Source organism: Streptomyces pactum (assembly GCF_002005225.1).
Taxonomy (GTDB): Bacteria; Actinomycetota; Actinomycetes; order Streptomycetales; family Streptomycetaceae; genus Streptomyces; species Streptomyces pactum_A.
This window is the reverse complement of record NZ_CP019724.1, coordinates 8093222-8119733: the sequence shown is the minus strand read 5'-3', so window position 1 is coordinate 8119733 and position 26512 is coordinate 8093222. Positions and strand designations below refer to the sequence as shown.

At 71.6% G+C, this 26512-nt stretch carries 25 protein-coding genes; 9 read left to right on the top strand and 16 right to left on the bottom strand.

Features of this window, described 5'->3' with window-relative positions; all coding sequences use genetic code 11:
* Positions 1 to 8 precede the first annotated feature (8 nt).
* Positions 9 to 1004 carry a carbohydrate ABC transporter permease gene (locus tag B1H29_RS35190; protein WP_055422391.1) on the bottom strand — a complete coding sequence of 332 codons (996 nt, stop codon included), beginning with the start codon at positions 1002 to 1004 and terminating at the stop codon, positions 9 to 11.
* Positions 1005 to 1095: 91 nt separating this feature from the next.
* Positions 1096 to 2403, bottom strand: a complete 1308-nt coding sequence (locus tag B1H29_RS35185; protein WP_055422390.1) for an ABC transporter substrate-binding protein — start codon at positions 2401 to 2403, stop codon at positions 1096 to 1098.
* Positions 2404 to 2718: 315 nt separating this feature from the next.
* On the opposite strand from B1H29_RS35185, the gene B1H29_RS35180 reads away from it, so the two are divergent.
* Positions 2719 to 3732, top strand: coding sequence for a LacI family DNA-binding transcriptional regulator (locus B1H29_RS35180; RefSeq protein WP_055422389.1), 1014 nt, complete (start codon positions 2719 to 2721; stop codon positions 3730 to 3732).
* Between the two features lie 285 nt (positions 3733 to 4017).
* Here B1H29_RS35180 and B1H29_RS35175 read toward each other — a convergent pair whose 3' ends face one another.
* The 3 genes from B1H29_RS35175 to B1H29_RS35165 all read right to left on the bottom strand — a co-directional run bounded on the left by B1H29_RS35175 (position 4018) and on the right by B1H29_RS35165 (position 7813).
* On the bottom strand, positions 4018 to 5577 hold the full coding sequence (locus B1H29_RS35175; RefSeq protein ID WP_055422388.1) for a GMC family oxidoreductase: 1560 nt from the start codon (positions 5575 to 5577) through the stop codon (positions 4018 to 4020).
* A gap of 29 nt (positions 5578 to 5606) precedes the next feature.
* Complete coding sequence (locus B1H29_RS35170; RefSeq protein WP_055422387.1) at positions 5607 to 7073, bottom strand: aldehyde dehydrogenase family protein; 1467 nt, start codon at positions 7071 to 7073, stop codon at positions 5607 to 5609.
* Between the two features lie 251 nt (positions 7074 to 7324).
* On the bottom strand, positions 7325 to 7813 hold the full coding sequence (locus B1H29_RS35165; RefSeq protein ID WP_055422386.1) for a DUF6083 domain-containing protein: 489 nt from the start codon (positions 7811 to 7813) through the stop codon (positions 7325 to 7327).
* A 256-nt stretch (positions 7814 to 8069) separates the two neighbouring features.
* On the opposite strand from B1H29_RS35165, the gene B1H29_RS38305 reads away from it, so the two are divergent.
* Both B1H29_RS38305 and B1H29_RS35160 read left to right on the top strand, forming a co-directional pair.
* Positions 8070 to 8219, top strand: a complete 150-nt coding sequence (locus B1H29_RS38305; RefSeq protein ID WP_159027876.1) for a hypothetical protein — start codon at positions 8070 to 8072, stop codon at positions 8217 to 8219.
* A 72-nt stretch (positions 8220 to 8291) separates the two neighbouring features.
* Positions 8292 to 8852, top strand: coding sequence for a GNAT family N-acetyltransferase (locus B1H29_RS35160; RefSeq protein WP_055422385.1), 561 nt, complete (start codon positions 8292 to 8294; stop codon positions 8850 to 8852).
* A 12-nt stretch (positions 8853 to 8864) separates the two neighbouring features.
* Here B1H29_RS35160 and B1H29_RS35155 read toward each other — a convergent pair whose 3' ends face one another.
* The 5 genes from B1H29_RS35155 to B1H29_RS35135 form a co-directional block, all read right to left on the bottom strand.
* Positions 8865 to 9635 (bottom strand): class I SAM-dependent methyltransferase, encoded by a 771-nt coding sequence (locus B1H29_RS35155; RefSeq protein ID WP_055422384.1) that lies wholly within the window; start codon positions 9633 to 9635, stop codon positions 8865 to 8867.
* A 92-nt stretch (positions 9636 to 9727) separates the two neighbouring features.
* Positions 9728 to 10918 (bottom strand): aminotransferase class V-fold PLP-dependent enzyme, encoded by a 1191-nt coding sequence (locus B1H29_RS35150; protein ID WP_055422383.1) that lies wholly within the window; start codon positions 10916 to 10918, stop codon positions 9728 to 9730.
* On the bottom strand, positions 10915 to 12252 hold the full coding sequence (locus B1H29_RS35145) for a pyridoxal-phosphate dependent enzyme (protein WP_055422382.1): 1338 nt from the start codon (positions 12250 to 12252) through the stop codon (positions 10915 to 10917). Before B1H29_RS35145 ends, B1H29_RS35150 begins: the two co-directional genes overlap by 4 nt.
* Entirely contained in the window at positions 12249 to 13742 is a 1494-nt protein-coding gene (locus B1H29_RS35140) for a Y4yA family PLP-dependent enzyme (protein WP_055422381.1), read from the bottom strand. The genes B1H29_RS35145 and B1H29_RS35140 overlap by 4 nt, the downstream gene beginning before the upstream one ends.
* 216 nt (positions 13743 to 13958) lie before the next feature.
* On the bottom strand, positions 13959 to 14417 hold the full coding sequence (locus B1H29_RS35135; RefSeq protein ID WP_055422380.1) for a nuclear transport factor 2 family protein: 459 nt from the start codon (positions 14415 to 14417) through the stop codon (positions 13959 to 13961).
* 397 nt (positions 14418 to 14814) lie between these two features.
* Between B1H29_RS35135 and B1H29_RS35125 the strand changes: the two genes are divergently transcribed.
* The 3 genes from B1H29_RS35125 (at position 14815) to B1H29_RS35115 (ending at position 16587) form a co-directional block, all read left to right on the top strand.
* A complete protein-coding gene (locus B1H29_RS35125) occupies positions 14815 to 15018 on the top strand; it encodes a hypothetical protein (RefSeq protein ID WP_079160641.1) in 204 nt (67 codons plus the stop codon).
* 230 nt (positions 15019 to 15248) lie between these two features.
* Positions 15249 to 16115 (top strand): glycerophosphodiester phosphodiesterase, encoded by an 867-nt coding sequence (locus tag B1H29_RS35120; protein ID WP_079160640.1) that lies wholly within the window; start codon positions 15249 to 15251, stop codon positions 16113 to 16115.
* A 127-nt stretch (positions 16116 to 16242) separates the two neighbouring features.
* Complete coding sequence (locus B1H29_RS35115) at positions 16243 to 16587, top strand: hypothetical protein (protein ID WP_079160927.1); 345 nt, start codon at positions 16243 to 16245, stop codon at positions 16585 to 16587.
* Between the two features lie 37 nt (positions 16588 to 16624).
* Here the strand turns inward: B1H29_RS35115 and B1H29_RS35110 are convergent, their stop codons facing one another.
* From B1H29_RS35110 to B1H29_RS35085, 6 genes are read right to left on the bottom strand one after another with little or no spacing between them, the layout of a single operon-like run.
* Positions 16625 to 17347: a sulfite exporter TauE/SafE family protein gene (locus B1H29_RS35110; protein WP_234393113.1), complete on the bottom strand. Its 723-nt coding sequence runs from the start codon at positions 17345 to 17347 to the stop codon at positions 16625 to 16627.
* Complete coding sequence (locus B1H29_RS35105) at positions 17338 to 18390, bottom strand: ABC transporter ATP-binding protein (RefSeq protein WP_079160639.1); 1053 nt, start codon at positions 18388 to 18390, stop codon at positions 17338 to 17340. Before B1H29_RS35105 ends, B1H29_RS35110 begins: the two co-directional genes overlap by 10 nt.
* Positions 18383 to 19390, bottom strand: a complete 1008-nt coding sequence (locus B1H29_RS35100; RefSeq protein WP_055420121.1) for an ABC transporter ATP-binding protein — start codon at positions 19388 to 19390, stop codon at positions 18383 to 18385. Before B1H29_RS35100 ends, B1H29_RS35105 begins: the two co-directional genes overlap by 8 nt.
* On the bottom strand, positions 19387 to 20352 hold the full coding sequence (locus B1H29_RS35095) for an ABC transporter permease (protein ID WP_055420122.1): 966 nt from the start codon (positions 20350 to 20352) through the stop codon (positions 19387 to 19389). The genes B1H29_RS35100 and B1H29_RS35095 overlap by 4 nt, the downstream gene beginning before the upstream one ends.
* Positions 20353 to 20366: 14 nt before the next feature.
* A complete protein-coding gene (locus B1H29_RS35090; protein WP_055420123.1) occupies positions 20367 to 21296 on the bottom strand; it encodes an ABC transporter permease in 930 nt (309 codons plus the stop codon).
* A gap of 1 nt (position 21297) precedes the next feature.
* Positions 21298 to 22827 (bottom strand): ABC transporter substrate-binding protein, encoded by a 1530-nt coding sequence (locus tag B1H29_RS35085; RefSeq protein WP_055420124.1) that lies wholly within the window; start codon positions 22825 to 22827, stop codon positions 21298 to 21300.
* Positions 22828 to 23135: 308 nt separating this feature from the next.
* Here B1H29_RS35085 and B1H29_RS35080 point away from each other — a divergent pair, with 308 nt between their 5' ends.
* From B1H29_RS35080 to B1H29_RS35070, 3 genes are all read left to right on the top strand, one after another.
* Positions 23136 to 24116 (top strand): 2-hydroxyacid dehydrogenase, encoded by a 981-nt coding sequence (locus tag B1H29_RS35080; protein ID WP_055420125.1) that lies wholly within the window; start codon positions 23136 to 23138, stop codon positions 24114 to 24116.
* Between the two features lie 64 nt (positions 24117 to 24180).
* Positions 24181 to 25464, top strand: coding sequence for a glucarate dehydratase family protein (locus B1H29_RS35075; protein WP_234393114.1), 1284 nt, complete (start codon positions 24181 to 24183; stop codon positions 25462 to 25464).
* Positions 25465 to 25480: 16 nt separating this feature from the next.
* A complete protein-coding gene (locus B1H29_RS35070; RefSeq protein ID WP_234393144.1) occupies positions 25481 to 26503 on the top strand; it encodes a 2-hydroxyacid dehydrogenase in 1023 nt (340 codons plus the stop codon).
* Positions 26504 to 26512: the final 9 nt, after the last annotated feature.

The following is a 26512-nucleotide window of genomic DNA, read 5'->3' as shown; positions in this document are numbered from 1 at the left end:
ACTCCAGGTCAGGACGAACGGGAACGCAGGCGCTTGATCAGGCGCTGCGCCACGAAGACGAGGACGAGCAGCATGAACATCGCCCAGGCGACGGTCGCCGAGCGGCCCATCTGGTAGTTCTTCCAGCCCTCCTCGTACAGCAGCAGGCCCAGCGTCTGGTACTGGTTGTCCGCGCCGCCGGTGATGCCGTTGGGTCCCTGGCCGAAGATCAGCGGCTCACCGAAGAGCTGGGTGGCGCCGATCGTGGAGAGCACGATCGTGAAGACGATGGTGGAGCGGATGCCGGGGACGGTGACGTGGGTGAACTGCTTCCACCGGGAGGCGCCGTCGATCGCCGCCGCCTCGTACCGCTCGGCGGGGACGGCCTGCATGGCGGCGAGGTAGAGCAGCGCGTTGTAGCCGGTCCAGCGCCAGATGACGATGGTGGAGATCGCGACCTGGGCGGGCCACTTGTCGGCCTCCCAGTTCACCGGGTCGACGCCGACCGAGCCGAGCGCCCAGTTGATCATGCCGAAGTCGCGTTCGAAGATCATGGTGAACACGAGGGCGGCGGCGGCCACCGAGGTGGCGTAGGGGACCAGCGAGGCGACCCGGAAGAACAGCGAGGCACGCATCCGGTAGTTGAGCAGGTGGGCCAGCCCGAGCGCCATCATGAGCTGCGGCACCGTGGAGATGACGCCGATCGTGATCGTGTTCCGCAGCGCGTTCCAGAACCGGGAGTCGCCCCAGAGTTCGACGTAGTTGTCGAACGCCACCCATTCCATGACGTCGAGGGTGGCCAGTTCCACGTCGTGCAGGGAGATCCACGAGGTGTAGACGAGGGGGTAGAAACTGAAGGCGGCGAAGACGACGAAGAACGGCGCGACGAACGCGTAGGGGGCGCCCTTGACGTCCAGTCGGTGCAGCAGTGCGCCACGCCGCCGGGTGGTGCGCTCGCCGCCCGTCCGAGGGGACGGACCGGGAGGCTCGTCCCCGGCCAGGGCCTTGGTGGTGGAGGTGGCCACCGGACTTCCTTCCTGAAAGCGGATGTGTGAGCCGGGCCCCGGGCCCGCCGGCGGGGAGCCGGCGGGCCCGGTCGGCCGCAGGGGCGGTGGGTCAGCCGACCGCCTTCTCGATGCGCTCCGTGGTGGTCTTCCACGCCTCGTCCCGCGAGGTGCCCTGCTCGACCAGGGCCAGCCCCTGGGAGAAGGTGTCCTTGATCGTGCCGTCCTTGCGGCCCAGCACCTGCTTGTCCGGGATCTCCTGGGCGGCGGCACCGAAGATCCGGCCGATCGGCGCGTCGCTGAAGTACTCCGACTTGGCGTTCTTCACGTCGTCGCTCTCCAGCGCCTGGAGCGAGGACGGGATGTTGCCGATCTCCTTGAAGATGTGCGCCTGCTGCTCCGGCGCGGTCAGCCAGGCGACGAGCTTCTTCGCCTCCTCCTTCACCGGGCTCTGCTCGATCACACCGAGGAAGGACCCGCCCCAGTTGGCGCCCTTGGGCGCCTTGGCGACGTCCCACTTGCCCTTGTTCGCCTCACCGGCCTTCTCGCTGATGTGGCTGAGCATCCACGCCGGGCACACGGCGGTGGCGAACGTACCGTTGGCCAGACCGGGGTCCCAACCGGGCTGGAACTGGCGGAGCTTGGCCGACAGCCCCTCCTCCCCGGCGTCGGCGGCGAGGTTCCACGCCTCCTTGACGGCCGGGTTCTTGTCGTAGATCAGCTCGCCCTTTTCGTCGTAGTACTGCTCGGGGTAGCCGTAGACCATGGCGTTGAACAGGCCGCTGGCCGCGTCCATGTACGCCACGTCGTCGCCCTTGAAGCCCTTCTTGAAGGTGCGGCCGACCTCGACGTACTTCTTCCAGTCGCCCTCCCAGAGCTTGGCGACCTCCTCGCGGTCGCTGGGCAGGCCGGCCTTCTCGAAGTAGTCCTTGCGGTAGCAGACGGCCATCGGGCCGATGTCGGTGCCCAGACCCAGCACCTTGCCGTCCTCGGTGCTGATCTGGGACTCCTTCCACGGCAGGAAGTGGTCGGTGCCCGACATCCCGGAGAAGTCCGCGAACTTGTCCGCCTGGGTCTCGGTGATCTCCTTGGCCCGGCCGATCTCGATGCCCTGGATGTCCTTCAGGCCCTTGCCCGCGGCGAGCCTGGTCTGCAGCGCGGTGTAGTACGTCTGCTCGTCACCGGCTATCTCGGCCTTGATGTCGACATCGGGGTTCTCCTTCTCGTACTGCTCGAGAAGGCCGGTCTCCTTGATGCCCATGACGCCGTACAGGCCCATCGTGATGGTGGTCTTGCCGTCCTTCTTGCCACCACCGGTGACCGAGTCGTCGCTGCTGCCGCAGCCCACGACGAGTGCCAGCGCGCCGGCGGCCGCGACCGCCGCCACCGCTCTTGTGCGCAACGAACCGAGACTGCTCATGGATCTCCTCCTAGCGATGGCGCTGACAGATCGGCGTGACGAGCTCTGCGATGACCACAGCGACGACTACAGCGGCTCTTACGGGAAGTGGGAACGTGCCCACTTTTTGGTGGGCACGTTCCCACCGGCGCATCGAAGACTCGTTGGATCGGGCGGATCTGTCAATAACTTGAAAGCAACTTGTGGACCTCTTCCCCGGGGCCGGTGTCGGTTTCCCGGACCTCGGGGGTGCGCTGCCGACTGCGGCGTCTGCAAGAATTGCGCAGGTCACCTCCGCGGCAGGCACCGCCGCCGCGGCCGCCGAGGGGGGAGTGCATGACCGGCCACCGCCGTCCCACGATCAAAACGGTCGCCGCCCGCGCCGGCGTGGGCCGCACCACGGTCTCCCGCGTCGTCAACGGTTCGGAACTGGTCAGTGCCGACGCACGCGCCAGGGTCCTCGCCGCGATAAAGGAGCTCAACTACGTTCCCAACTCGGTCGCCCGCGGTCTGGTGACCAACCGCACCGACGCCGTGGCCCTGGTGATCCCGGAATCGGAGAGCCGGCTCGGTTCGGAACCCTTCTTCGCCGCGCTGATCCGGGGCGTCAGCGGGGCTCTCGCCGAGAACCGGACGCAGTTGCAGCTCATGCTCGTCCGCGACCAGGCCGAACGGGACCAGTTGACCGAGTCGGTGGCGACCCGCCGCGTGGACGGCGTCCTTCTGGTCTCCGTGCACGCCGAGGACCGGCTGCCGGGCATGCTGGAGGAGATGGGCCTGCCCACCGTGCTGGCCGGCCGCCGCGACGCCGGCGAGCGGCTGAGCTACGTCGACTCCGACAACGCCGGCGGGGCCAGTGCGGCGGTCCGGCACCTGCTGGACCGGGGCAGGAGGCGGATCGCCACGATCACCGGCCCCCTGGACATGGACGTCGGCCGCAGCCGGCTCGCCGGCTGGCGCGCCGCGCACGAGGAGGCGGGGGTGCTTGCGAGCGAACCGCTGGTCGAGGCGGGCGACTTCACCGAGGACGGCGGGCGCCGCGCCATGCGTTTGCTTCTTGAACGCGCCCCGGATCTGGATGCCGTCTTCGCCGCCTCCGACCTCATGGCGGTCGGCGCCCTGGCGGAACTGCGCCGGCAGGAACGACGGGTTCCCGGTGACGTCGCCGTCGTGGGATTCGAAGATTCCGTCCTGGCCCGCCACACCGACCCGCCGCTGACGACGGTGCGTCAGCCGGTGGAGGAACTGGGCCGGACCATGGCCCGCATCCTCACCGACATCACGCGGCACGGTGCGTCCCGGCAGCAAATGACCCTGCCGACCGAGCTGGTGGTGCGCGAATCGTCCTGACACACGACCAGGACCGGTGCTGCTGCTGTCCTCATCACCGCCGACCTGCCTGCAGCGATACATACGTGCTGTCACGCGACCGGGCAGGATGTGTTGACGATCGCGAAGATCCCGTAGGCGATTGCTCCGGCGTTCACCAGCGGGCCCCACAGGGCCAGCCGGAATCACCGCTCGGCTTCCCTCCATCGGGGCAGGCTCGCCAAGCGGCCAGGACGACCATCTGGACGCGGCGTGGACGCCCGGGGTCGCGAGAGACACCCTCTTGGTGAGGACGTCCGTCGCCGCCTACGCTTCCATGGCCGGTGGCCGCGGGGCAGGCCGGGCGGTGATGAGGTCCACCGCGCGTTCGGCGGCGAGCAGCACGGTGACCATCGGGTTGACGGTCGGCATGGTGGGGAAGACGGACGCGTCCACGATCCGCAGCCCGTCGTGTCCGCGCAGCCGCAACTGGGGATCGAGCACCGCCATCGGATCGTCCTCGGCGCCCATCCGGCAGGTTCCGGCCGGGTGGTAGACGGTGTGTGCGGCGCGGCGTCCGTACTCGGACAGGTCGGCGTCCGAGTGTACGTCCGGGCCCGGCGCCACCTCGCGCAGCAGCCAGTCGCTGAGCGGGGCGGTCGACGCCACCTCGCGGGCGATCCGCAGCCCGTCGACGATCGCGCGCTCGTCGTACCCGTCCGGGTCGGTGAAGTAGCGAAAGTCCAGGGCGGGTTTGACGTCCGGGTCGGCGCTGCGCAGCCACATGCGGCCGACGGAGCGGGCGCGCGGCACGTTCGGTGTCATGCAGACGCCGTGCTCGGGGACGGGGTAGCCCAGCCGTTCGGTGTTGGCGGTGAACGGCACCTGGTAGAAGTGGAACATCAGGTCCGGGCGCGGACCGCCCGCCGGATCGCGGCGCAGGAAGAGGCCGGCGTCGGAGTCCATGGCGGAGTTGGGCGGCAGCGGTTCACGGGTCTCCCACACCATCACCGACTCGGGGTGGTCCAGCAGGTTCTCCCCCACCCCGGGCAGGTCCGCGCGGACCTCGATGCCCAGGTCACGCAGCCGGTCGGCCGGGCCGATGCCGGAGAGCATGAGCAGCCGGGGGGTGTCGATCGCCCCGGCGCACAGGAGTACCTCGGCGTCCGCCTCCAGTGTCGAGAGGGAGCCGTCGGGGTTGCGGACCTGGGCGCGGGTGAAGCGGCCTTCGCCGTCGGGCAGCAGCCGGTACGCCCAGGTCTCCAGACGCAGCGTCAGGTTCGGGCGGTCCAGTACGGGGTGCAGATAGGCGACGGAGGCGGAGGAGCGGGTGTTGGTCTCCGGGTCGTAGGCGAGGGAGAAGAAGCCGGCGCCGTCGGTGAAGGGGCGGGCGTTGAAGTCCTCGACGCGCTGTACGCCGAGCCGGGTGGTGGCCGCCGTGACGAAGTCCTCGGCGATCGCGTTGCGGTCGGCGGCGCCGACGGGCACGATCGTGTTCTGCAGCCGTGTCCGGTACGGCAGGATCGTCTCCGGTTCCCAGCCTGCGCAGCCGCGTTCCACCCACTCGTCGAGATCCTGCGGGAACGGCAGGAAGCTGATCAGCGTGTTGTGCGAGGAGCAGCCGCCGAGCACGCGGGCGCGGGAGTGCAGGATGTGCGAGTTGCCGCGCGGCTGTTCCTCGGTGGTGTAGCCGTAGTCGAACTCGGAGCCGAGCAGATTGATCCAGTTGCGCAGTCGCAGGATCCGTTCGTCGCCGACATCGCTCGGCCCGCCCTCCACCACGCACACGCGGCAGGCCGGGTCCTCGCTCAGCCGCGCGGCCAGTACGCAGCCGGCCGTGCCGCCACCGATGATCACGTAGTCGTAGGTCGTCGTCTCGTCGTCCATGGCGTCGCCTTCTCTCTCGCCCTGCCCGCTCAGCCCTTGAACCAGCCGGACGGAGCCGGCCTGAGGTTCTGGTAGATGTGCTTTGCCTCCTGGTACTCGCGCAGGCCGGTGGGCCCGAGTTCGCGGCCGAAGCCGGAGCGGCCGAAGCCGCCCCACTCGGCCTGCGGCACGTAGGGGTGGAAGTCGTTGATCCAGACCGTGCCGTGCCGCAGCCGTCCCGCGACCCGCTGGGCGCGGCTCGCGTCGTTCGTCCACACGCCACCGGCCAGGCCGTAGCGGGTGTCGTTGGCCAGTTCGACGGCCTCCTCCTCGGTGCGGAAGCGTTCCACGGTGACGACCGGGCCGAAGACCTCCTCCTGCACGATGCGCATGGAACGGTCGCAGTCCGCGTAGACGGTGGGCAGCAGGAAGAAGCCGCGGGACAGGTCGGGGTCGTCCGGGCGGCGGCCGCCGCAGACCAGGCGGGCGCCCTCGTCGCGGGCGATGTCCAGATAGGCTTCGACCTTCGCCCGGTGTTCCGCCGAGCTGAGCGGCCCGCTCTCGGTGGTCGGTTCGAGCCCGCTGCCGAGCCGGACGGCCTGCGCACGGGTGGCCAGCCGCTCGACGAACCGGTCGTGCAGACCGTCCTCCACGAGCAGCCGCGAGCCGGCCGAGCAGACCTGCCCCGAGTGCAGGAACGAAGCCTCCAGGGCGTGGTCGACGGCGGCGTCGAAGTCGCAGTCGGCGAAGACCACGTTCGGGTTCTTGCCGCCCAGCTCGAGGGCGATGTTCTTCACGCCGGGCGCGCACGCCTCCATGATCCGGCGTCCGGTGGCCAGGCCCCCGGTGAAGGAGACCAGGTCCACCTCGGGGTGGGAGGACATCGCCGCTCCCACGGTGCCGCCGGGACCGAGGACCAGGTTGGCGACCCCGGGCGGCGCTCCCGCCTCGGCGATCAGCCGGATCATGTGGATCGTGGACAGCGGTGTCGTCTCACTGGGCTTGAGCACGAAGGTGTTGCCCGCCGCCAGGGCCGGGGCCACCTTCCAGGAGGCCTGCAGCAGGGGGTAGTTCCACGGTGCGATGAGGGCGCAGACGCCGATGGGGTGGTAGGTGACCCGGCTGAGCACGTCGGGGCCCACGTCCACCACCCGGCCGCCGTCCTTGTCGGCGATCTCGGCGAAGTAGCGGAACGCGTTGGAGACGTCCTCGACGTCGATGCGCGCCTCGGCGAGCGTCTTGCCGGTGTCGAGGGTTTCGACGCGGGCGATCTCCTCCTGGTCGCGCAGGAGGAACCGCGACACCCTGAGCAGCACGTCGGCCCGCTCGCGGGTGGGTGCCGACGACCAGTCGCCCCGGTCGAAGGCCCGCCGGGCGGCTCGTGCGGCCAGGTCGACATCTGCCTCACCGGCGTCGTCCACCTGTTGGACGACGGACGCGTCGAAGGGGTTGACCACGTCCCGCCGCGCGCCGCCCACGGCACCCGTCCACTCGCCGTCGATGAAGAGTTCCGGCATCGCAGGCTCCCTCGCTCGTACCTGTCCGGTGCCGACGCGGCCCACGGCGCGGCACACCTGGCACCAACATCGACCGAGGACCCCGCGCCGGTCATGCGGACGCACCGGCCGAGCGAGGGTTGGGCGGGGATGTGACCTGGTTGGGCTAGCTGGTGCGTCGGCGCAGAGGCTCATCGGCACGGGACGCCGGCGCGGCGAGGGTGGTGCGCCTCCTTTGGGTGTGGGTCCCCCGGCCGGTGACGATCCCGCTGTCAGCCCACGTCGGGCAGTGCCGCCGGGAAGCCGTCCTCGTCCGTCCGCCGTCGCGCCCGGCGCGCGTTCTCCTCGCGCACCGCGTCCAGCCACCGCCACGGCTTGATCTCGTCCAGAGTCAGGCCGGGGCAGGCGAGTTGGTGAGGGATGTGGCACGTGGTGCCGGGCGGCGGTTCGCTCAGACCGCTGTTCCAGGCGTGCCCGCCGGAGTCGACGTGCCAGCGGTGACCGCCCGGGACGAGGTGAGCGGGAACGGTGAGCAGTGGCTCGAGCAGGACGTGCTGACCGGTGTAGGTGGGCCGGCGTTCACCGGCCAGGCCACAGTGCGGGCAGATCGGCCGGGCCGGCGGTTCGGGGCCGGTGGCGCCGTCGCGGGCGGCTTGTCCCCGGTCGACGCTCTCCCAGGGCCGTGGGGCGTCGTCGGGCGGCTGCCGGTGGCTGTCGGGGCCGGGTACCGGGAACAGGTTCGGTTCATGTGTATCCCCCATGGATGCGAGCGTGCGGCGGAGAACGGGAGTGGGACAGGGCGCAGAACGGGTGCAACGGGAGCATGCGGGCGGATCGTACGGGCGCGAGCCTCGGCGCAGCCGTGGTCCGCCGGGCCGGCCCGGAATATTTCCCGCGTTTCACGTGAAACCGGCCAGTACGTCACCGGCCGTACGGTCTGCGGACGGCACACGGCGGCGCCGAGCCGGACAGGCGCCGGAACGCACGAGTGACGACCTGGTCGCAGAGGTGTTCTCGATGCCGTACTCCGCTCCGCACCTGTTCGGCGCGCGCCGCTGCGCCTTCGAGAGGTACCTGCGTCGGCTGCTCCTGGCGACCTCGCAGTGCGCCCGGTTCTCCGCACGTCAACCGGGCACCGGGATCTTCGTCCGGCCTTCCCCGCGCTGAGCGAAACGCCCGGCCGCGACGGCAGCCGATCGGCGCCCGGTGATCCTCCGCCGTACTGGCAGACTGACGGACGTGACTGCTCACGAGACAGCGCGCGCACCGGCGTTCGCACAGATCGCCCGCACCCAGGACGCCACTCCGGCCGTACGGCGGGATCTCAGGGACTGCTGGACGGCGGTCATCGAGGCCGGAGGCGCGGTCGTCCCCATGGGCTGCCCGCTGCCGCCCGAGTCCTCGCCCAACGTCGAACCGGCCCTGGACGAGATCATCCGGGGGCTCTCTCCGCAGCGCAGCCGGATCCTCCTGGCCGGCGTCGACGGCGCGCTCGCGGGCTGGGTACTCCTGCGCCGCGAGCCGCACCCTCTGGGCGTGCACTGCGGAACGGTGAACCACCTGCAGACCCACGTCCGTTTCCGCGGCACCGGCGTCGGTGCCGCGCTGATGCGCCGCCTGCCGGAGATCGCCCGCGGCGAGATGGGCCTGGAGAGACTGCGGCTCACCGCGCGGGCCGGTCTGGGTCTCGAGGACTTCTACCGCAGGGCCGGGTGGACCGAGATCGGCCGATGGCCGGGTGCGCTGCGCCTGGCGCCCGGTGACGACCGCGACGAGATCCTGATGAGCCTCACCCTGTGAACCGGTCCCGGATCAGCCGCCCTTGACCGCCACCAGCACGACGCTGTCGCCGAACTGCCAGACCGGCGCGACATGGCGGAAGCCCGCCCGGCGCAGCAACTCCGCGTGGCGGTCCGCCGCCAGGTCCTCGCCGGTCCCGCCCCCGCCATGGGCCGCGTGGCGCTGGGCCCGCTCGGCGAGCAGGTCGGCCAGCTCGGGGTCCCGGGCCGCGGCGGTCCACCACTCCCGCCAGTCCTCGTGGGCGTGGCCGCCCGTCCGCTCGGCGCGGCGGCGGCCCACGTACGCGGTGATGTCCGAGCAGGGCGCCTCGGCGGGCGGGAAGTGGTCGCCGTTGACGAGTACGCCCCCGGGGCGCAGCAGCGCGGCGAGGCGGCGGTAGGTGTCCAGCAGTACCGGCTCGGGCAGGTAGTGCAGAGCCGTCGTCGAGACGGCGGCGTCCAGGGGGCGTTCCAGCCCGAGGGCGTCGGTCCAGCCGTCGGCGCCGATCACGGTGTCGACGTAGCGGGCGGCGTCGGCGTGGTGGGTCCGTCCCAGTTCCAGCAGCAGGGGATCCATGTCGGCGGCGACGATCTCCGCGTGCGGCAGCCGGTCGGCGAGCCTGGCCGCCAGGGAGCCGGGGCCGCAGCCCAGGTCGAGCAGGAGCGGCCGGCCACGGCCGGCCGTGGCGTACTCGACGACATCCGTGACAACCGTGAACCGCTCCTCGCGGTCCACTGCGTAGCGCTGCTGCTGTCGCTCCCAGCGCTCCACCCACTCCCTGGCCACCGCCATGCTGATGCCCATCTGGTCGCGCCACCTCTTCCGTTCCTCACCCGTCGTGGACGCGTCCGAATCTACAGGTGGAAACGGTTATCACTTGCCATTTCTCTCGTCCTTCACGCCAATGACGTCAGTACGGTGAGCAGTCGGTCGATTTCCTCCACCGTGTTGTAGACGTGCAGGCTCACGCGCACCGATCCGTCCTTCGCGCCCACGCCGGCCTGGCACAGGCTGTCGCCCCGCACCATGAAGCCGTGGCTGTAGAGGATGAACCCGAGGTCGTCGGACGGGATGTCACAGTGGCGGAAGGTGACGATGCCGTGGCGGCGCTGGGCCGCGGGAAGCGCGGAGTCGGCGGCCAGACTGGTGGGGCAGCCGAGGATCTCGTACGCGTCGAGGTGCCTCAGCCGGTCGGTCAGCCGGGTCGTGAGGCCGGCCGTCCAGCCGGCGATCCGGTCGGGACCGGCCGCGTCGAGCCAGTCGAGTGCGGCGCGCAGCGACACGATGCCGACCGTGTTGGGGGTGCCCTGCCACCCGGCCGGCCGGAAGGCGGGGCCTCGCGCGTTGCGCGCCCAGACCGCTCCCGTACCCGGCAGGGCCATCGCCTTGTGCCCCGAGAAGACCACGAAGTCGACGTCGAGTGCGGGATCGTCCAGGGCTACGGGCAGATGACCGACGCTCTGGGCCGCGTCCAGGCAGATCGGCACGTCCGGGCCGACCGCCGCGCGGATGCGGTGCACGTTCATGTCGCCGCCGTAGACGTGGTGCACGTGCGTGGCGGCCACGAAGCGGGTCCGCGGGCCGACGAGGTCGCCCAGGGCGCGGTGGTCGTAGTCGCCGGAGACCGTCTGGTAGGGCAGGGCGCGCAGGTGTACGTGGACACCGCGGGCGGCCAGCAGTCGCTGCGCTTCGAGCCAGGGGTCCAGATTGGCCCGGTGGTCGGCGTACGGCACGAGGATCTCGTCGCCGTCGGTGAGGTGGGGCACGAGCCAGTCGCGGGCGACGGTGCGCAGGCCCTCGGTGGTGCCGCTGGTGAAGTGGACGACGGAGCGCTCCGGTTCCGGATCGCCGAGGAACTCCTTGACCCGCTCCCGGGTCGTCTCCACCAGCTCCGTGGTCAGGTTGGCCCAGGGGTAGGTGCCGCGGCCCGCGTTGGCGTTCGACGTCGTGAGGTAGGTCTGGACGGCCTCCAGTACGGCCCTCGGCTTCTGGGACGTCGCCGCGCTGTCGAGGTAGGCCGACTCCGGATGTGCGGTGACGATGGGGAACTGCTCCCTCAGTTCCCGCTGCCAGAGCGCCGCGCTCATTCGCGCACCAGCGGTGCGCCCGCGTCCCGCCACGCGACGATGCCGCCGGCCAGGCTGCGCACGTCGGGGTGTCCCCTGCGCGTCAGCAGGGCGGCGTAGCGCAGTGACCTCTCGCCGACGGGACAGGCCAGCAGCACGGGCGTCCGCTTGCTGAAGGGGAGACCGCCCCGGACGAGTTCCTCGAACAGCTCGTCGACGATGTTGACCGAGCCCTCGATGTGCAGGGCGGCATAGGCGTGCGGGCTGCGCAGGTCGACGACGAGCGGGCGGGGATCGCCCTCAGTGATCCAGTGGCGGGCCTCGTTCACGGCCGCGGACCGGCCCCCTGCCCGCACCTCGTCGTCGGTGAGTGTCGCGAGGGTGGGCCCGCGGCTCGCCCGGCCCAGCAGCTCGGGGCGGCGGTCGCGCACATAGCTCAGATAGCTCTCCGCCCGGTCGCACACGATGAACACCGCGCTCTCGCGACGCCCCGATCCCTCCAACGCCGCGTCGGCGTCCCGCAGATGCCGCACCGCTCCTTGGTAGGCGGCGCCTCCGGTCGGTCCCGTCAGCAGTCCGCAGCGGCGGATGAGGGTGAGCATCCCGTCGATGGCCTCGCCCGAGGTGACGGACTCGACGGTGTCGTACGTCGCCGGATCGAACAGGCCGACCTGATGGACCTCGTCGATGGTACGGATGCCGGGGATGAAGTCCGACTTGTGGGCGACCAGGCCGAGCACCCGCACCTCCGGGTCGTGTTCGCGCAGCACCCTGGCGACGCCGGTCGACGAACCGGCCGTGCCCACGCAGGCGACGAACCAGTCCGGTGCCCGCCCGTCGAGATCCTTCACTATCTCGGGTCCGGTGCCCTCCGCGTGCGCCTCGACGTTGCGCGGGTTGAAGTACTGGTCGGTGTGCAGGTACGTGCTTCCCGGCTCCGTGAGTGCCTGGTGGAAGTGGGTCAGCGGGTCGTCCGTGTCGGTCGGGTCGAGGCACTCGCTCCGTCCCGGCAGCTCCTCGATCTCGGCGCCGAGGAGCAGCAGCAGTTCCTTGATCTCCGGTACCCGCATCCGGTTGGTGACGCTCTTGAACCTCAGGCCGTGCAGGCCGGCCAGCAGGGCGAGGGCCTTGGCCGTGTTCCCGCTGGAGAGCTCCACGACCGTCCCGCCCCCCTCGGCGGCGCCCTCCAGGTGGGGGCGCGCCATGTGCCAGGCGGGCCGGTCCTTGACGGAGCCGAACGGGTTGAGCATCTCCAGCTTCGCGTAGAGGTCGATGTTGCGCAGCCCGTGCACGGCGGGGTCGATGCGCACCAGCGGTGTGTTGCCGATGGCCTCCGTGATGCTGTCGTACCTCATGCGGGCGTTCCCCCCGGGTGTGTGATCGGCCAGTAGTCCTCGTCCGGGCACCAGCGCCAGGAGCCGCCCTCCCTCTCCACCGCCACCGTCCGCGCGAGGGGCTGCCGTTGCGCGTGGTGGGCGTGGAAGTCCATCGCGTACCCGGCGGTGTTGACGAAGGCCAGCAGGTCGCCGGCGCGTGGCAGCCTGGGGAGGAACACCAGGCGGCGGGTGATCAGATCGGCCTCCAGGCACAGATTGCCGACGAGGTGGACTCCGACCGGCCCCTCGTCGTCCTTCCCGGGTTCGCCGCGCGGCAGCAGTACGGGGTCCATGAGGACTCCGTGCTCCTCCAGGCTCACGTCCCCGGCGTTCATCCCGAGGCGCACCAGGTAGGGGGTCGCGTCCTCGCCCGTGCCCCGCACCTCCAGCACCCGGGCCAGCGACAGTCCGCACTGGTCGACCAGGGAACGGCCGGGTTCGATGTGGAGGTCGTGGAGGTGCTCCAGGAGAAGGGTGCCCGGCCCCCTGCCCAGCACCGGCGCGGGCAGTGACAGGAGCTCGTCGAGGTAGCCGGGGCCGGCGTTGGGGCGGTGGCCGGGGTACAGCGCGACGGACCCGCGCACCGTGCCGCCCTCGTTGCGCAGCCCGTAGCCGTGACCGCGCCAGGTCAGGGGCGGGCGGCCGCCGAGCACCGCCTCGCTGAGCGCGGTCGTCCAGCGCTGCCACTCCTCGCCGTCGGCGATGTAGCCGACGCCGAATCCGCCGCCTATGTCGACGGCACGCGGCGCCAGCCCCCGGGCCCGGCACTTGTCCATGAGCAGCACGCACTGCTCCAGGGCCCGGCCCTTCTCCTCGAGGCCGGTGGTGTCCAAGTGGTAGGAGAGGCCGGTCAGTTCGACGGCGTCCGCGTGCCGTTCCACGGCAGCCAGGAGCTCCTCCACGTCCCGTACCGGGGTGCCGAAGCGGCTGCGGCGTGACAGCATCCGGGTGCCCGCTCCCCCGTGGTCGGCGCACTCGAACCCGGACAGTCGCAGCAGTACCCCGACCCGGCCGAGGCCGTACTCGCGCACCAGGCCGGCGAGTTGTTCCAGTTCCCGGAGCGAGTCCAGGTTCACCGTCGCGCCCACGCGTGCCGCCAGCCACAGGAACTCCGGGTCCTTGGGACCGGTGGCCATGACACGGTCCCCGGTGAAGCCGCAGCCCAGGGCGTGCCGCAGCTCTTCCAGTGAGGCGACGTCGACACCGACGGCGGCCGGTTCCGCGGCCGCCAGCCGCCGCACCAGGCTGCTGGACCGGTTCGCCTTGTGCGCGAAGTACACCCGCCCCGCGAGGTGGTGGCGGCGGTAGACGGCACGGAAGCGTTCGACGTTCGCGGCGACGGTCTCGGGGAGCAGCACGTTGAGCGGGGAGCCGAGCGCGTCGGCGAGCGAGTGCAGGAATGGCGCGGCCCCCAGCAGTGAGGCGAGCGGCTGGTCCACCCGCGGCCTCAGGTATAAGGGCACATCCACGAAAGACCCCTCCCGGTGTCGGCCGACCGTCGTTGCGACGACCGTTCGGGAGTAGTCGTTTCCAGGTACACACGCCGCTAAGCCTCGTGGCGCGGCCGGGGACCGTGGGGGCCGACTCCGCCGTCGCCGGCCGGCTCGGCGCCCGCCCGGTTCGGGTCGGCCCGCTTCAGGGGCGCGGTGCCCCCGTGATCGGTCCGGTGAGTGCCTCGTGCGCTCTCACGGGGTGCAGGCCTCGGCTATGGACAGGCTGTTCTCGTAGAGGTGGTGGCGGGTGATCCGGCCGTCCCCGACGGTGAGGCGGAGGGCGAACGGGCCCTCGAAGGACTTTCCCGTCGCCCGTACGGTCCCCGAAAGGTGTCCCATCAGGACGGCGTCGGTGCCGTCGACGAGGAAGGTGTCGAGGGAGGCACGCGCGTCCTCGGGCACGGTGTGCTCCATCAGCTCCGTGAACTGTGCGGCGCACTCCTCGGCCGTGGACCGCGACCGGATCCACGGAACGGCGGGGTTGTCGGCGAGCAGCCAGTCCACTTCGTCGGCGAAGAGGCCGACGAGCCGGCCGGTGTCCCCGGCGATGCGCGCGGCAAGGAACTCCTGCACCACGGCCCGGGTGTCCTCGGCGACCGAACTCGGTGTGCCGGCGGACCTCGTGGTGGTGACGGCGGTCTGGACGGACATGCTGTTCTCCTCACGGCTGCGGCCGGCTCCCGGCGGGGGTTCCCGTCGACGCACTCGATCCTGCCGGTGGAAGGGAGAGCGGTCGATTACCCCGGGGGTAAGTCCCGGGGGAAGGCGGAGCGTCATCGGCTCTCTCCCCTCCCGCAGAAGCGGTCCAGCACGTCGGTCGCGCCGAGCGGGAGCCCGATACCGCCGGCCGCGCGCAAGGGGCCGACTCGCGCGGAGCGCGGCCGGCTCGGGCGCCCGAACCGGGCCACCGCTTCGAAAGCCGCGAACGTCACCGCGTGGACGGCGGGCAGGTCCGCGGCGAGGGGTACGGGCCCGCCCCGGCAGCCCGACTGGGCCAGTCGGCTGACGGCGGGCGTTGCTCCGCGGGCCGTCATTCGTTAAGGCGGACATGATCAAGAAGCTTGCCTGTGCCTCCGTCATGGCCACCGCTCTCCTGGCGGCCGCTCCCGCCGCCGAGGCGGCTCCCGCGCCCGGCCCGTCCGCCGGTGTCCCCGGTGGGCCTCTCCTGAACGGTCTCCTCGCAACGCTGGAAGGCGGCCACCCGGCCACGTCCCCGCCGTCGCTGCTGCCTGCGGGCATCCTCGGAAGGTGACGGACGTCGCCGCTCCGGATCGCCGTCGGCGCTGATCGGCGCCTCCTCTCGCGTCCCCCCCGTCCGAGCGCAGGGACGGGCGCGATGCGCGTAATCGCCCCTTCGGCCTCGGATCATCCGGTTCACCGTTCCGGTCCACCGGCTGATCCCGGAGCCGCCAGGCCGCGGCAGGTTTCCCGTAACCACCGTCCGACAGCCTCCAGGGAGTCATTCGATCGCGGGAGGCTGTAGTGAAGCACACGAGCAACAGGCGCGTCGGTGTCGTCGTGGCGGTGCTGAGCGGTCTGGCTCTGACGGCGGCGACGTCGACGGCCGCGCACGCCGACGACCACACCGACACCCGACCGGACGTCATCGCACACCGCGGCTCCTCCGGCATGGCACCCGAGAACACCGCGGCCGCCATCGACCTCGCCATCGACCAACACGCCGACTTCGTCGAGATCGACGTCCAACGCACCAAAGACGGCACACTCGTCAACTTCCACGACTGCACCATGGAACGCACCACCAACATCGAAGAGATCTACCCCGGCCGCCCCCGCTACCGCGTCTCCGACTTCACCTGGACCGAACTACGCCGACTCGACGCCGGCTCCTGGTTCCACCCCGACCACACCGGCGAACGGCTCATCACCGTCGACCACGTCATCTCCCGCATCGACCACACCCGCACCGGACTCCTCGCCGAAATCAGCCCCTGCGGCCACTACACCGACATCGCCACCGACCTCGCCGAAAACCTCCGGAACAAACCCCGCTACCTCCGCCGCGCACTCGCCCGCGAACAACTCGCCGTCCAGTCCTTCCAGACCGACGACGCCCGCCAATTCCACACCCACCTCCCCCACATCCCCATCGGCCTCCTCGACGCCGACCGCCCCACCGACACCGAACTCACCGAACTCAGCACCTGGGCCGACCAGGTCAACCCCCAGCACACCGTCACCGACCAAGCCCTCGTCGACCGCATCCACCAACTCGGCATGGACACCAACGTCTGGACCGTCAACGAACCCGGCACCATGCGCGAGATGGCCGCCCTCGGCGTCGACGGCATCATCACCGACTACCCCCAGTCCCTCACCCAGCCCTGACCCGGGCGCCCGGCAGTCACCGCGTTGACACCCACCGCCATCGGGCGTTGACTACCAGTACGGCGCAGCGCCAGGCCGCTCCGGGGACCCCGGTGATCCACGCAACCCAGGAAAGCGGCATTCGATGATGTACGACCAGACGCGCGCGCAGCAGCCGTCGGACCAGCCCTCGCGCCGCCCCGAGCACCGCTCCGCGGCGCCGGACGCGCTCCTGTCCTCGGACGAGCGGGAGGCGGTCCTCCTGCGCCTCCGCCAGGCCATCAACACGTTCGCCGACACTCCGCGTCAAGCGCTGGAAGAGGCGGAGGGCGCCTTCGACGACGCGACCGCCCACCTCGTGAACGCCCTCGCGGAACGACGCCGGGCCCTGCACGAGAGCTGGCAGGACGGGGACCCCGGCCCGCAGGCCGAAGAACTCCGGATCGCGCTGCGGCAGTACCGGGAGCTCACCCAGCGGCTGCTGCGCACCTGAAGCCTGTCGTTCGGCTCAGGGTGGCTGAGGGGGACGGTCAGACGAACTGCCGCACCACCAGTGCCACGGCACCCGCGACCGCGAGTGCCGTGGCGGCCGTGCGTGTCCGTCGTACGTCCAGCCGGCGGGACAGCGGCCCGGCGAGCAGCACCCCGGCCACGGCGGCGGGCACGAGCGGTGCGGTGCCCCGCAGCGCGTATGCGCCGACCGTGCCGGTCACCGCCAGCGCGGCGAGGCTCATCAGCGACCCGGCGAGGAAGAACGCGCTCGTCGTGGCGCGCAGCTCCGGTCCGTCCAGCCGCTGCCACACCATCGCCATGGGCGGGCCTCCGATGGACGTCGCCGTGCCCATCAGGCCCGAGACCATCCCGGCCAGGACCACCGCGGAGCGCCGCTGCCGCGGTACGAAGCCGGCCGCGCTCACGGTGACGCCGGTCAGGACCACCCCGGCGATGAGGAGCGCGAGGTACCGGGCGGGGAGGGCCACCACCAGCAGGGCGCCCGCCGACACGCCCGGCACCCGGCCGGCGAGTGCCCATGCGCAGCCGCGCAGATCGGCCCGGCCGTGTTCGCGTGCCAGGACGGTCGCCGTCACCCCGGTGGCGAGCAGCAGGACCACCGCGGGGGCGAGGGCCGGGTCCACGAGGGAGAAGACCGGTGCGGCGAGCATGCCCAGGCCGAAGCCGATGGAGACCTGGAGCAGCGCGCCGACGGCGACCGTGCCCGAGAGCAGGACGAACTCCGGGCCGGTCACGTCCACGCCGTCGCCGCGTCCAGGGGAAAGTGGCACAGGGCGGTGTGCGGCTCGGCCCCGCCCGGCGTGTCCCGCCCGACGACCGGTGGCGCCTCGCTCGCGCACCGGTCCTCGGCATGCCGGCACCGGGTGCGGAAGCGGCACCCCGAGGGGATGTCGAAAGGAGAGGGGATCTCCCCCTGGAGCCGGATCTCCTCCCGGTGGTCGCCGCGGCCGGTGTCCAGAACGGGAGCGGCCGACATCAGCGCCGCCGTGTAGGGGTGCCGGGGGCGTTCGAAGACGTCCTCCGTGGCGCCGTGTTCGACGACCTTGCCCAGGTACATCACCGTCACCAGGTCGGAGATGTAGCGGACCACGGACAGGTCGTGGGAGATGAACACGTAGGTGACGCCGAGGCGCGTACGCAGGTCCGAGAGGACGTTGAGTACCTGCGCCTGGACCGACAGGTCGAGGGCGGACACGGGTTCGTCGCACACGATGAGGTCGGGGTCCAGGGCCAGCGCGCGGGCGATGCCGATGCGCTGGCGCTGCCCGCCGGAGAACTCGTTGGGGTAGCGGTGGGCGTCGCTCGCCCGCAGACCGACCAGGTCCAGCAGTTCGCGGATCCGCTTCTCCCGCGCCTTGGCGCCCGGCACCACGTCCCGGTGGGTGCGCCAGGGTTCGCCGATCAGGTCGGCGGCCGACATGCGCGCGTTGAGCGAGGCGAAGGGGTCCTGGAAGACCATCTGCACGCGTCGGCGCCAGGCCAGCAGTTCCCTGCCGCGCAGGGCGAAGGGGTCGGTTCCGTCGAACCGCACGGTGCCCGCGTCCGGACGCTCCAGGCCCAGTAGCACGCGGGCCAGGGTGGACTTGCCGCAGCCCGACTCGCCGACGAGCCCGAGGGTCTGGCCGCGGCCGACCCGTACGTCCACCCCGTCCAGTGCGGTGAGCCGGCGCCGGCCGCCGCCGAAGGTCTTGGTGACCCCCCGGACCTCCAGCAGCGGAGCGTGTTCCCGGGGGCCGTCCGCTCGGGGCCCGGGGGTGGCGGCGGTGGCGCGGGACTCAGACACGGGCGAGCTCCTCGGAGAAGTGGCAGGCGGCCGAACGGCCGTCGCCCGACGTACGCAGGGCCGGCCGTTCCCGGACGCAGCGCTCGCGCACCAGCGGGCAGCGGGCCTGGAAGACGCAGCCGGACGGCACCGCGCTCAGCTCGGGCGGGCTGCCGGGGACGGCCGGCAACGGGCGTCCGCGTACGCTGCCCTCCGGTACCGAGTCGAGCAGGCCCCGGGTGTAGGGGTGGCGGGGCGCGGAGAAGACGTCGTGCACCGGGCCGTTCTCGACGACCGTGCCGGCGTACATCACGACCACGTCGTCGGCGCGCTGGGCGACCACGGCCAGGTCGTGGGTGATCAGGACGACGGCCATGTCCCGTTCGTCCTGGAGGTCCCGCAGCAGCCGCATGATCTGCGCCTGGACGGTCACGTCGAGGGCGGTGGTGGGTTCGTCGGCGATGAGCACGTCGGGAGCGAGGGCGACGGCCATGGCGATGAGCAGCCTTTGCCGCATGCCGCCGGAGAACTGGTGGGGGTAGGACCGGGCCCGCTGCCTCGGCTCGGGGATGCCCACCCGTGTCATCAGCTCGACCGCCTTCTCCCGGGCCTGGCGCCGGGAGAGTCCGCGGTGGATGCGGAAGGGTTCGCCGATCTGTCGGCCCACCGGCTGCACGGGGTTGAGGGCGGTCAGGGCGTCCTGGAAGACGATCGACAGGACGGGGCCGGCCAGCTTGCGGCGTTCCGCCGGGCTCATGCGGAGGGTGTCGTCTCCTGCGACCCGGACGGCGCCGGCGGTCACCGCCGCCGCGGGGTCCAGCAGTCCGACCACGGACAGCGCGGTCATCGACTTGCCGCAGCCGGACTCGCCGAGGAGGGCCAGGGTGCGGCCGCGGTGGACGCTGAAGCTGACGCCGTCGACGGCGCGTACCGTGCCGGTGGGTGTGCTCAGGTCCACGCACAGACCCTCGACGTCGAGGGCCGGGGCGCCGGGCGGGGCGGGGCTGGTGGTGGTCGTCACGGGGTCGTCTCCGGGGGTACGGCGGCCTGGGCGGGGCGGCGCTTACTGGGCAGTGTCAGGCGCCAGCGCTGGGCGGGGTCGGTGGCGATGCGGGCCCAGGCGGCCAGCACCGTCGCGGACACCGTCGTGAGCACGATGGCGAGCCCCGGCAGCACGGTGATCCACCACGCGGTCTGGAGGTACTGCCGTCCCTGGGCGACCATCAGGCCCCAGCTCACGTCCGGGGGCTGGATTCCGATGCCGAGGAAGCTCAGTGAGGACTCGGTGAGCATCACGAAGCAGAAGTCGAGGGTGGCGACCGTCAGGAGCGTCGGCAGGGCGATCGGGAGGATGTGCCGGTAGATGATCATCCGGCTGGGTGTGCCGAAGGTCCGGGCCGCGTCGACGAACAGCCGGCTGCGCAGCTCGGCCGCCTCGGCCCGCGCGGTGCGCAGGTACACCGGGATGCGGGTCACGGCGAGGATCAGCACCAGGTTCAGCGCGCTGGGCTGGAAGACGTAGAGCACGACCACCGCGATCAGCAGCGAGGGGAAGCTGAGGATCACGTCGGCGATCCGCATGGCCACGCTCTCGCGGCGCCCTCCGTGGTAGCCCGCCCACAGACCGATGCCCGAGCCGATCGCGAGGGAGCACAGCACGGCCGGGACGGCCACGGAGAGCGTCGTGCCGGCCGCCTCGATCAGCCGGGCCACCATGCTGCGTCCCAGGACGTCGGTGCCGAGCAGTCCGTACACGCCGTCGCTCAGGGACGGTGCCCGGAGTGAGGCGTCCAGGTCCTGCCGCTGCGCCCGGTCATTGATGAACAGCGGGCCGAGGACGGCCACGAGGGCGACCGCGGTGAGGACGACGGCGCCGACGGCCGCGGCCCGGTCCCGGCGCAGCATCCGCCACCGGCTCGGCCGCGCGTTGCGGGCGGAGGAGGCCACGGCCTCGTCCTCGACGGGCGGTTCGTCTCGGGTCATCGTGCTTCCTTCGCTCACGCCGGCACCGCCTGACGTACTCGGGGGTCGGTCAGCGCGTGGCAGACGTCGACCAGGATGTTGAGGGCGAAGATCGTCACCGCGGTCAGGAGCACGGCCGCTTGGAGGACCGCGAAGTCGCGCTGGAGGATGGAGTCGATCATGAGCTTGCCGATGCCGGGCCAGCCGAAGATCGTCTCGACGATCACCGCACCGTTGACCAGACCCACCGTCAGGTCGCCCGCCACGGTCAGCACCGGGGTGACGGCGTTGCGCAGGGCGTGGCCGAAGACCACGCGCCGGGGCGTGGCGCCCTTGCTCCGGGCGATCTTGACGTAGGGCGCGGACAGGGCGGTGACCATGCTGCCGCGGACCACCTGGACCAGCACGCCGAAGGGGCGGATGAGCAGGGTCGCGACGGGCAGCACCCATATCTCGGGGCCGCCGAGGGTGCCCGAGGTCGGCAGCAGTCCCAGGCCCACGCCGAAGACCAGCACGCCCATGATGGCGAACCAGAAGTCGGGGATGCTGGCGGCCGTCATCGACAGCAGGCTGGCGACCCTGTCGATCAGGGAGTTGGGGCGGTAGGCGGCGAGGCTGCCGACCAGCACGGCACCGGTGATCGCCAGCAGCATGGTGACGCCGGCGAGTTGGAGGGTGACGGGAAAGGCGTCGATCACCATGGAGCCGGCCGACTGTCCGGTCCGCAGAGAGGTGCCGAAGTCCAGATGTGCGGCGTTGACGAGGTAGTTCCACAACTGCTCGGGGACCGACAGGTCGAAGCCCTGCGCGGCGGAGAACTCCGCGCGCTGTTCGGCGGTGGCGCTCAGCGGGAGGTAGAGGTCGACGGGGTCGCCGGTCATCCGGGCCAGGAAGAACACGCCCAGGACCACGCAGACCAGGGGGACGGCGCTGGAGATCACGCGCTTGCGCAGGAAGGGGATCATGTCAGTGCTTCGCCCCCTCGGCCGGGCGGACCTCGGTCAGCCGCAGTTCATCCCCGGTGGCGGAGTCGGGTTCGTAGCGGATCGACGGTGACAGGCCGAGCAGTCCGTTCATGTGGGCGAGGTGGGCGTACTGGACGACGGACTCGTTCTGCTCGGCGAGCAGCCCGGCGAAGGCCTGCTGCCGCTCGTGACCCGACAACGCGCCCGCCTCGGCGATGCGCCGGTCCAGGGTCTCGGTGCCGAACGTGGACTGGGGGCCGTCGCTCAGCAGGTACTGACTGGTGGTGAAGGCCGCGTCACCGGCCTGGTTGCCGTGCATGATCAGCAGGGCGACGGGGCCGACGTCCTCGGGCAGCGGGCGCAGTTGGTACTGGAGGTGGGTGGCGGTGTCGGCCATGCGGACGCGTACGTTCAGTCCGATCTGCCGCATCTGGTACTGGAGGGCCTCCGCCGTTTCCGACACCCCGGAGAACATGCCGTTGCGGGCGACGAGGGTGATCTGCCGGTCGGTGGGCACACCGTCGGCCTCGGCCTCCCGCACCAGGGCGCGGGCCTCGGCGACGTCCTGCCGGGGCGCTTCGATCCCGTCGCTGTGGCCCACCACTCCGGGCGGGACCAGTTGGCCGGCCGGTTCGGCGAGACCGCCGAGCAGGGCGTCGACGATGCCGTCGCGGTCCACGGCCGAGTCGATCGCGCGGCGCACCCGGATGTCGTCCAGCGGAGGCTCGCGGCCGTCCAGCCGCAGGGCGGTCGTCTCGTTGTTGGGGTAGGCGACCGTCGTGTCCTTCTCCGCCTCCATCGGGTCCAGCGCGACGGCGATCTCCGCCTCGCCCTTGTCGATCATGGCGGCGCGCACGCTCGCGTCGCTGCGCCAGACGTAGCGGGCCCGGGCGAAGGCGGGGGCCTCGCCCCAGTAGCCGTCGAAGCGGTCGAGGGAGATGGCCGCTCCGGCCTGCCAGGAGCGGACGGCGTAGGGACCGGTGCCGACCGGGACGCGGACCTTGGCCTCGGTGTCGGTCGTGCGGGGCACGATCTCCACGAAGCTCAGCCGCAGCGGCAGGATGGGGTCCGGTTTCTCGGTGGTGACGGTCAGCCGGCCGTCGTTCACCGCTTCGACCTCCAGGTCGTCGTTGCCGAAGACGTAGCCCTCGACGTTGCAGGCGAGGTCGGAGTTGACCGCCCGGTCGATGGAGAAGGCGGCGTCCTTCGCGGTGAAGGGCGCGCCGTTCTGGAAGGTCACGCCGGAGCGGATGTCGAAGGTCCAGGTGCGCGGCGCGGTCTGCTTCCAGGTGGTCGCCAGCAGGGGGTTCAGCTCACCGGACGTGGGGTCCCGTTCGACCAGTGGTTCGGTGATGTTGGACCGGACGACGACGCCGGTACCGGTCAGTGATGCCTCACAGGGTTCCAGGGTCGGTGGTTCCTGGGTGAGCACCACCCGCAGGGTGCGGCCGTCGGCGCGGCCGGTGTCGCCGCCGGCGCTGTTGGCCACGGCGCACCCGCTGGACATGAGCACGGCGCCCGCCAGCAGCATCGCGCTCGTCGTGCGGGGCCGCCCTGGTGCGGCTCGCTGGGTGGATGAAACGGAGGACTTCATCGTCGCGTGTCTCCGGGGAAGTGCTGATGTGGCGCGTTCCGAACACCGGGGGTATGGGGCCGGCCACCCCGGGCTGTCTACACTTGCGCACTCGGTCTGCATCTGTGAACGCCGAAGCTAAACCGGCTCAGTGGCAGCGTCAAGACGTGCGCAGGGTCGGACATGGTTCCGCGCCGGTTCTCGTGCGGACGCCGCCGAGCGCCGCACCCCCCGGCATCCCCCAACGAGACGACTGGAGCCTCACCTTGCCGAATTCCCCCGCCGCCGCCCGCGCCCAGGACACCGTGCTCCAGGTGTCGCCCCTGCTCCCGGCCCTGGAGAGCGCGCTGGCCGAGCGCTACCGCACGGTGCGCCTTCCGGAACTGCCCGACCCGGCCGCCTACTTGCGTGAGCACGGCCCCGAGGTGGTGGCGGCCGTGACGAGCGCGCGGATCGGGGTGGACGACGCCCTGATGGATTCGTTGCCGCGACTGCGGGCGATCGTGCACTTCGGTGTCGGGTACGAGACCACAAACGTGGCCCGCGCCCGGGCCCGGGGCATCGACGTCAGCAACACCCCCGACGTCCTCACCGACTGTGTGGCCGACCTCGCCGTCGGCGCCCTGATCGACGTCATGCGCCGGATGTCGGCCGCCGACCGGTATGTGCGCGGCGGAGGCTGGGACGCCGCCCCCTTCCCGCTCGCCGACCGGGTGAGCGGGAAACGGGTCGGCATCCTGGGCCTGGGCCGGATCGGCCGGGCCGTGGGGCGCCGGCTCGAGGGCTTCGGCGCGCACCTCTCGTACTGCACGCGCGTCCCGGTGCCCGGCACCGGCTACCGGCACCTGCCCACCGCCGAAGCCCTGGCCGAGGCCTGCGACGCGCTGGTCGTCACCGTCGCCGGGGGCCGGGGCACCCGCGGCCTGGTCTCGGGAGCGGTGCTGGACGCGCTCGGCCCGCGCGGCTACCTGGTCAACGTCGCACGGGGCAGCGTCGTCGACGAACCGGCCCTGGTCGCGGCGGTGCGGACGGGGCGCATCGCCGGGGCGGCGCTCGACGTCTTCGCCGACGAGCCGAACGTGCCCCGGGCGCTGCTGGAGTCTGACCGGGTGGTCCTGCTCCCGCACATCGCCAGCGCCACGCGGGAGACCCGTGCGGCCATGGGCGACCTGGCGCTGCGCAACGTCGAGCGGTTCATGTCCGAGGGCACCCTGCTCACCCCGGTGCCGAAACGGCCGGCCCATTGACACCGCCGCTCGCCCGCGCCTACAACTGGGTGTCCACAAATGAGAACGCCGATTACATATGAGGATGGCAGGTATGGCGGGCACCTCCGAACGCGTCGTCGACGTCACCGTGACCCCCGTGGCCTTCCGGGACCCTCCCCTGCGCAACTCGGTCGGCGTGCACGAGCCCTACGCGCTGCGCACCGTCGTGGAGATCACCACGGAGAGCGGCGTCAGCGGCATCGGTGAGACCTACGGCGGCACCCTGCACCTGGAACGGCTGCGCCGTACCGCCGCCGAGCTGGTCGGCATGGAGGTCTGGAGCCTCAACGACCTGATCGCCCGCACCACCCGGGCGCTGGGTGGCGACACCGCGGGCGGTGACGGCATGGCCGGGATGGTCACCGGCAGCAGCACCGCGGACCGGGTCATGGCGCCGTTCGACGTCGCGTGCCTGGACATCCAGGGCAAGCTCGTGGGCCGGCCGGTCTGCGATCTGCTCGGCGGAGCGGTGCGCCCCTCGGTGCCCTACAGCGCGTACCTCTTCTACAAGTGGGCCGGGCATCCGGGCCAGGAGGACGACGACTGGGGCGCGGCCCTGGATCCGGCCGGGCTGGTCGACCAGGCCCGCCGCATGATCGACGCGTACGGATTCTCCGCCATCAAACTCAAGGGCGGCGTCTTCCCGCCCGACGAGGAGATCGCGGCGGTCAGGGCGCTGCGGCGGGCCTTCCCGGACCACCCGTTGCGCCTCGACCCCAACGCCGTCTGGAGTACGGAGACTTCCCTGCGCGTCGCCCGCGAGCTGGACGGTGTCCTGCAGTACCTGGAGGACCCGACCGCGGGCATCGACGGCATGGCGTCCGTGGCCGGGCGGAGTCCGACCCCGCTGGCGACCAACATGTGCGTGGTCTCCTTCGACGACCTCGCCCCGGCCGTGGCCCGGGGCGCGGTGGACATCGTGCTGTCCGACCACCACTTCTGGGGCGGTCTGCGGCGCTGCGGTCAGCTCTCCGCGATCTGCGAGACCTTCGGGCTCGGCCTGTCGATGCACTCCAACTCGCACCTGGGCATCAGCCTCGCCGCGATGACCCACCTGGCCGCGGCGACGCCCCGGCTGACCTACGCCTGTGACACGCACTGGCCCTGGAAGCGCCCCGACGAGGACGTGGTGGACCCCGCGCCGCTGCGGTTCAGCGGGGGCGGTGTCACCGTACCCACCGCTCCCGGTCTGGGCGTGGAGCTGGACCGGGAGGCACTCGCCCGCCTGCACCGGCAGTACCTCGACTGCGGACTGCGTGACCGCGACGACACCGGTTACATGCGCCGTTTCGACCCTTCGTTCCCGACCGAGACCCCCCGGTGGTGACCTGCCCGTGCGCATCATGCTCGATCACCGCATCCTCAGCCGGTTCCACGAGCGGCTCAAGGCGGCTACGGAGGGCAGCCACGTCTGGCTGGACGCCTGCGACTGGGACGCGGGGCGGACGTCCGCGGCCCTCCCCGACGTCGAGGTCTACGTCGGGTCGAGACTGCGGGCCGAGGACGCCCGACGGGCCGTGAAGCTACGGCTCGTCCACGTCGTCGGCGCCGGCTACGACGGCATTGCGCTGGACGCGCTCGCCCCCGGGGTCACGGTCGCCACCACCCACCACCACGGCCGTTCCATCGCCGAGCACGTGCTCATGTCCGTCCTGATGCTCTCCCGGGACGTGCTGGGCGCCGACCGCGCACTGCGTGCCGGTCGGTGGCGCAACGTCGCCGTCGATCCCGGGCTGCCCCTCGGGACGACGCTGCCGGGCCGCCGGGTGGGGATCATCGGGTTCGGCGAGACCGGCACCGAGGTCGCCCGGTTGTGCCAGGCGGCCGGCCTGCGGGTGCGCGCCGTGCGGCGCGACCCCTCGGCTCCGGTCCCCGCCGGCCTGCGGCCCGACTGGGTGGGGGGCGGCGAACGGCTGCCCGAGCTCCTCGCCGAGTCCGACATCGTGGTGGTCACGGTTCCCCTGAGCCCGGCCACCCGAGGGCTGATCGGTCCGGCCGAACTGGCGGCCATGGGACCCGAGTCACTGCTGGTCAACGTGGCACGGGGGCCGGTGGTCCGGGAAGAGGCGCTCTACGAGGCGCTCCGCTCGGGAGCGATCGGCGGCGCCGCCCTGGACGTGTGGTGGGCCGGACCACCACAGGCGCCGAGCCGGCTGCCCTTCCACGAGCTGCCCAACGTGCTGATGACTCCGCACCACTGCGGCCACACCACCGACACCTTCGCCGCACGTGCGGCGGAGATCGCCGGCAACATCGGCCGGCTGCGACGCGGAGACCCGCTCGTCAACGTCGTCCACCCCGGTGATCACGGACCCGTCGGCCAGGGCGGCTCGGCACCCCGGGCCGCCACCTCCCCAACAGAGTAGGAAACCACT

Excerpts from the sequence above, each read along its gene's own strand:
- B1H29_RS35185 (WP_055422390.1), bottom strand. The coding sequence starts at position 2,403 with ATGAGCAGTCTCGGTTCGTTGCGCACAAGAGCGGTGGCGGCGGTCGCG.
- B1H29_RS35180 (WP_055422389.1), top strand. The coding sequence starts at position 2,719 with ATGACCGGCCACCGCCGTCCCACGATCAAAACGGTCGCCGCCCGCGCC.
- B1H29_RS35175 (WP_055422388.1), bottom strand. The coding sequence starts at position 5,577 with ATGGACGACGAGACGACGACCTACGACTACGTGATCATCGGTGGCGGC.
- B1H29_RS35170 (WP_055422387.1), bottom strand. The coding sequence starts at position 7,073 with ATGCCGGAACTCTTCATCGACGGCGAGTGGACGGGTGCCGTGGGCGGC.
- B1H29_RS35165 (WP_055422386.1), bottom strand. The coding sequence starts at position 7,813 with ATGGGGGATACACATGAACCGAACCTGTTCCCGGTACCCGGCCCCGAC.
- B1H29_RS38305 (WP_159027876.1), top strand. The coding sequence starts at position 8,070 with ATGCCGTACTCCGCTCCGCACCTGTTCGGCGCGCGCCGCTGCGCCTTC.
- B1H29_RS35155 (WP_055422384.1), bottom strand. The coding sequence starts at position 9,635 with ATGGGCATCAGCATGGCGGTGGCCAGGGAGTGGGTGGAGCGCTGGGAG.
- B1H29_RS35150 (WP_055422383.1), bottom strand. The coding sequence starts at position 10,918 with ATGAGCGCGGCGCTCTGGCAGCGGGAACTGAGGGAGCAGTTCCCCATC.
- B1H29_RS35145 (WP_055422382.1), bottom strand. The coding sequence starts at position 12,252 with ATGAGGTACGACAGCATCACGGAGGCCATCGGCAACACACCGCTGGTG.
- B1H29_RS35135 (WP_055422380.1), bottom strand. The coding sequence starts at position 14,417 with ATGTCCGTCCAGACCGCCGTCACCACCACGAGGTCCGCCGGCACACCG.
- B1H29_RS35125 (WP_079160641.1), top strand. The coding sequence starts at position 14,815 with ATGATCAAGAAGCTTGCCTGTGCCTCCGTCATGGCCACCGCTCTCCTG.
- B1H29_RS35115 (WP_079160927.1), top strand. The coding sequence starts at position 16,243 with ATGTACGACCAGACGCGCGCGCAGCAGCCGTCGGACCAGCCCTCGCGC.
- B1H29_RS35095 (WP_055420122.1), bottom strand. The coding sequence starts at position 20,352 with ATGACCCGAGACGAACCGCCCGTCGAGGACGAGGCCGTGGCCTCCTCC.
- B1H29_RS35090 (WP_055420123.1), bottom strand. The coding sequence starts at position 21,296 with ATGATCCCCTTCCTGCGCAAGCGCGTGATCTCCAGCGCCGTCCCCCTG.
- B1H29_RS35085 (WP_055420124.1), bottom strand. The coding sequence starts at position 22,827 with ATGCTGCTGGCGGGCGCCGTGCTCATGTCCAGCGGGTGCGCCGTGGCC.
- B1H29_RS35075 (WP_234393114.1), top strand. The coding sequence starts at position 24,181 with ATGGCAGGTATGGCGGGCACCTCCGAACGCGTCGTCGACGTCACCGTG.
- B1H29_RS35070 (WP_234393144.1), top strand. The coding sequence starts at position 25,481 with ATGCTCGATCACCGCATCCTCAGCCGGTTCCACGAGCGGCTCAAGGCG.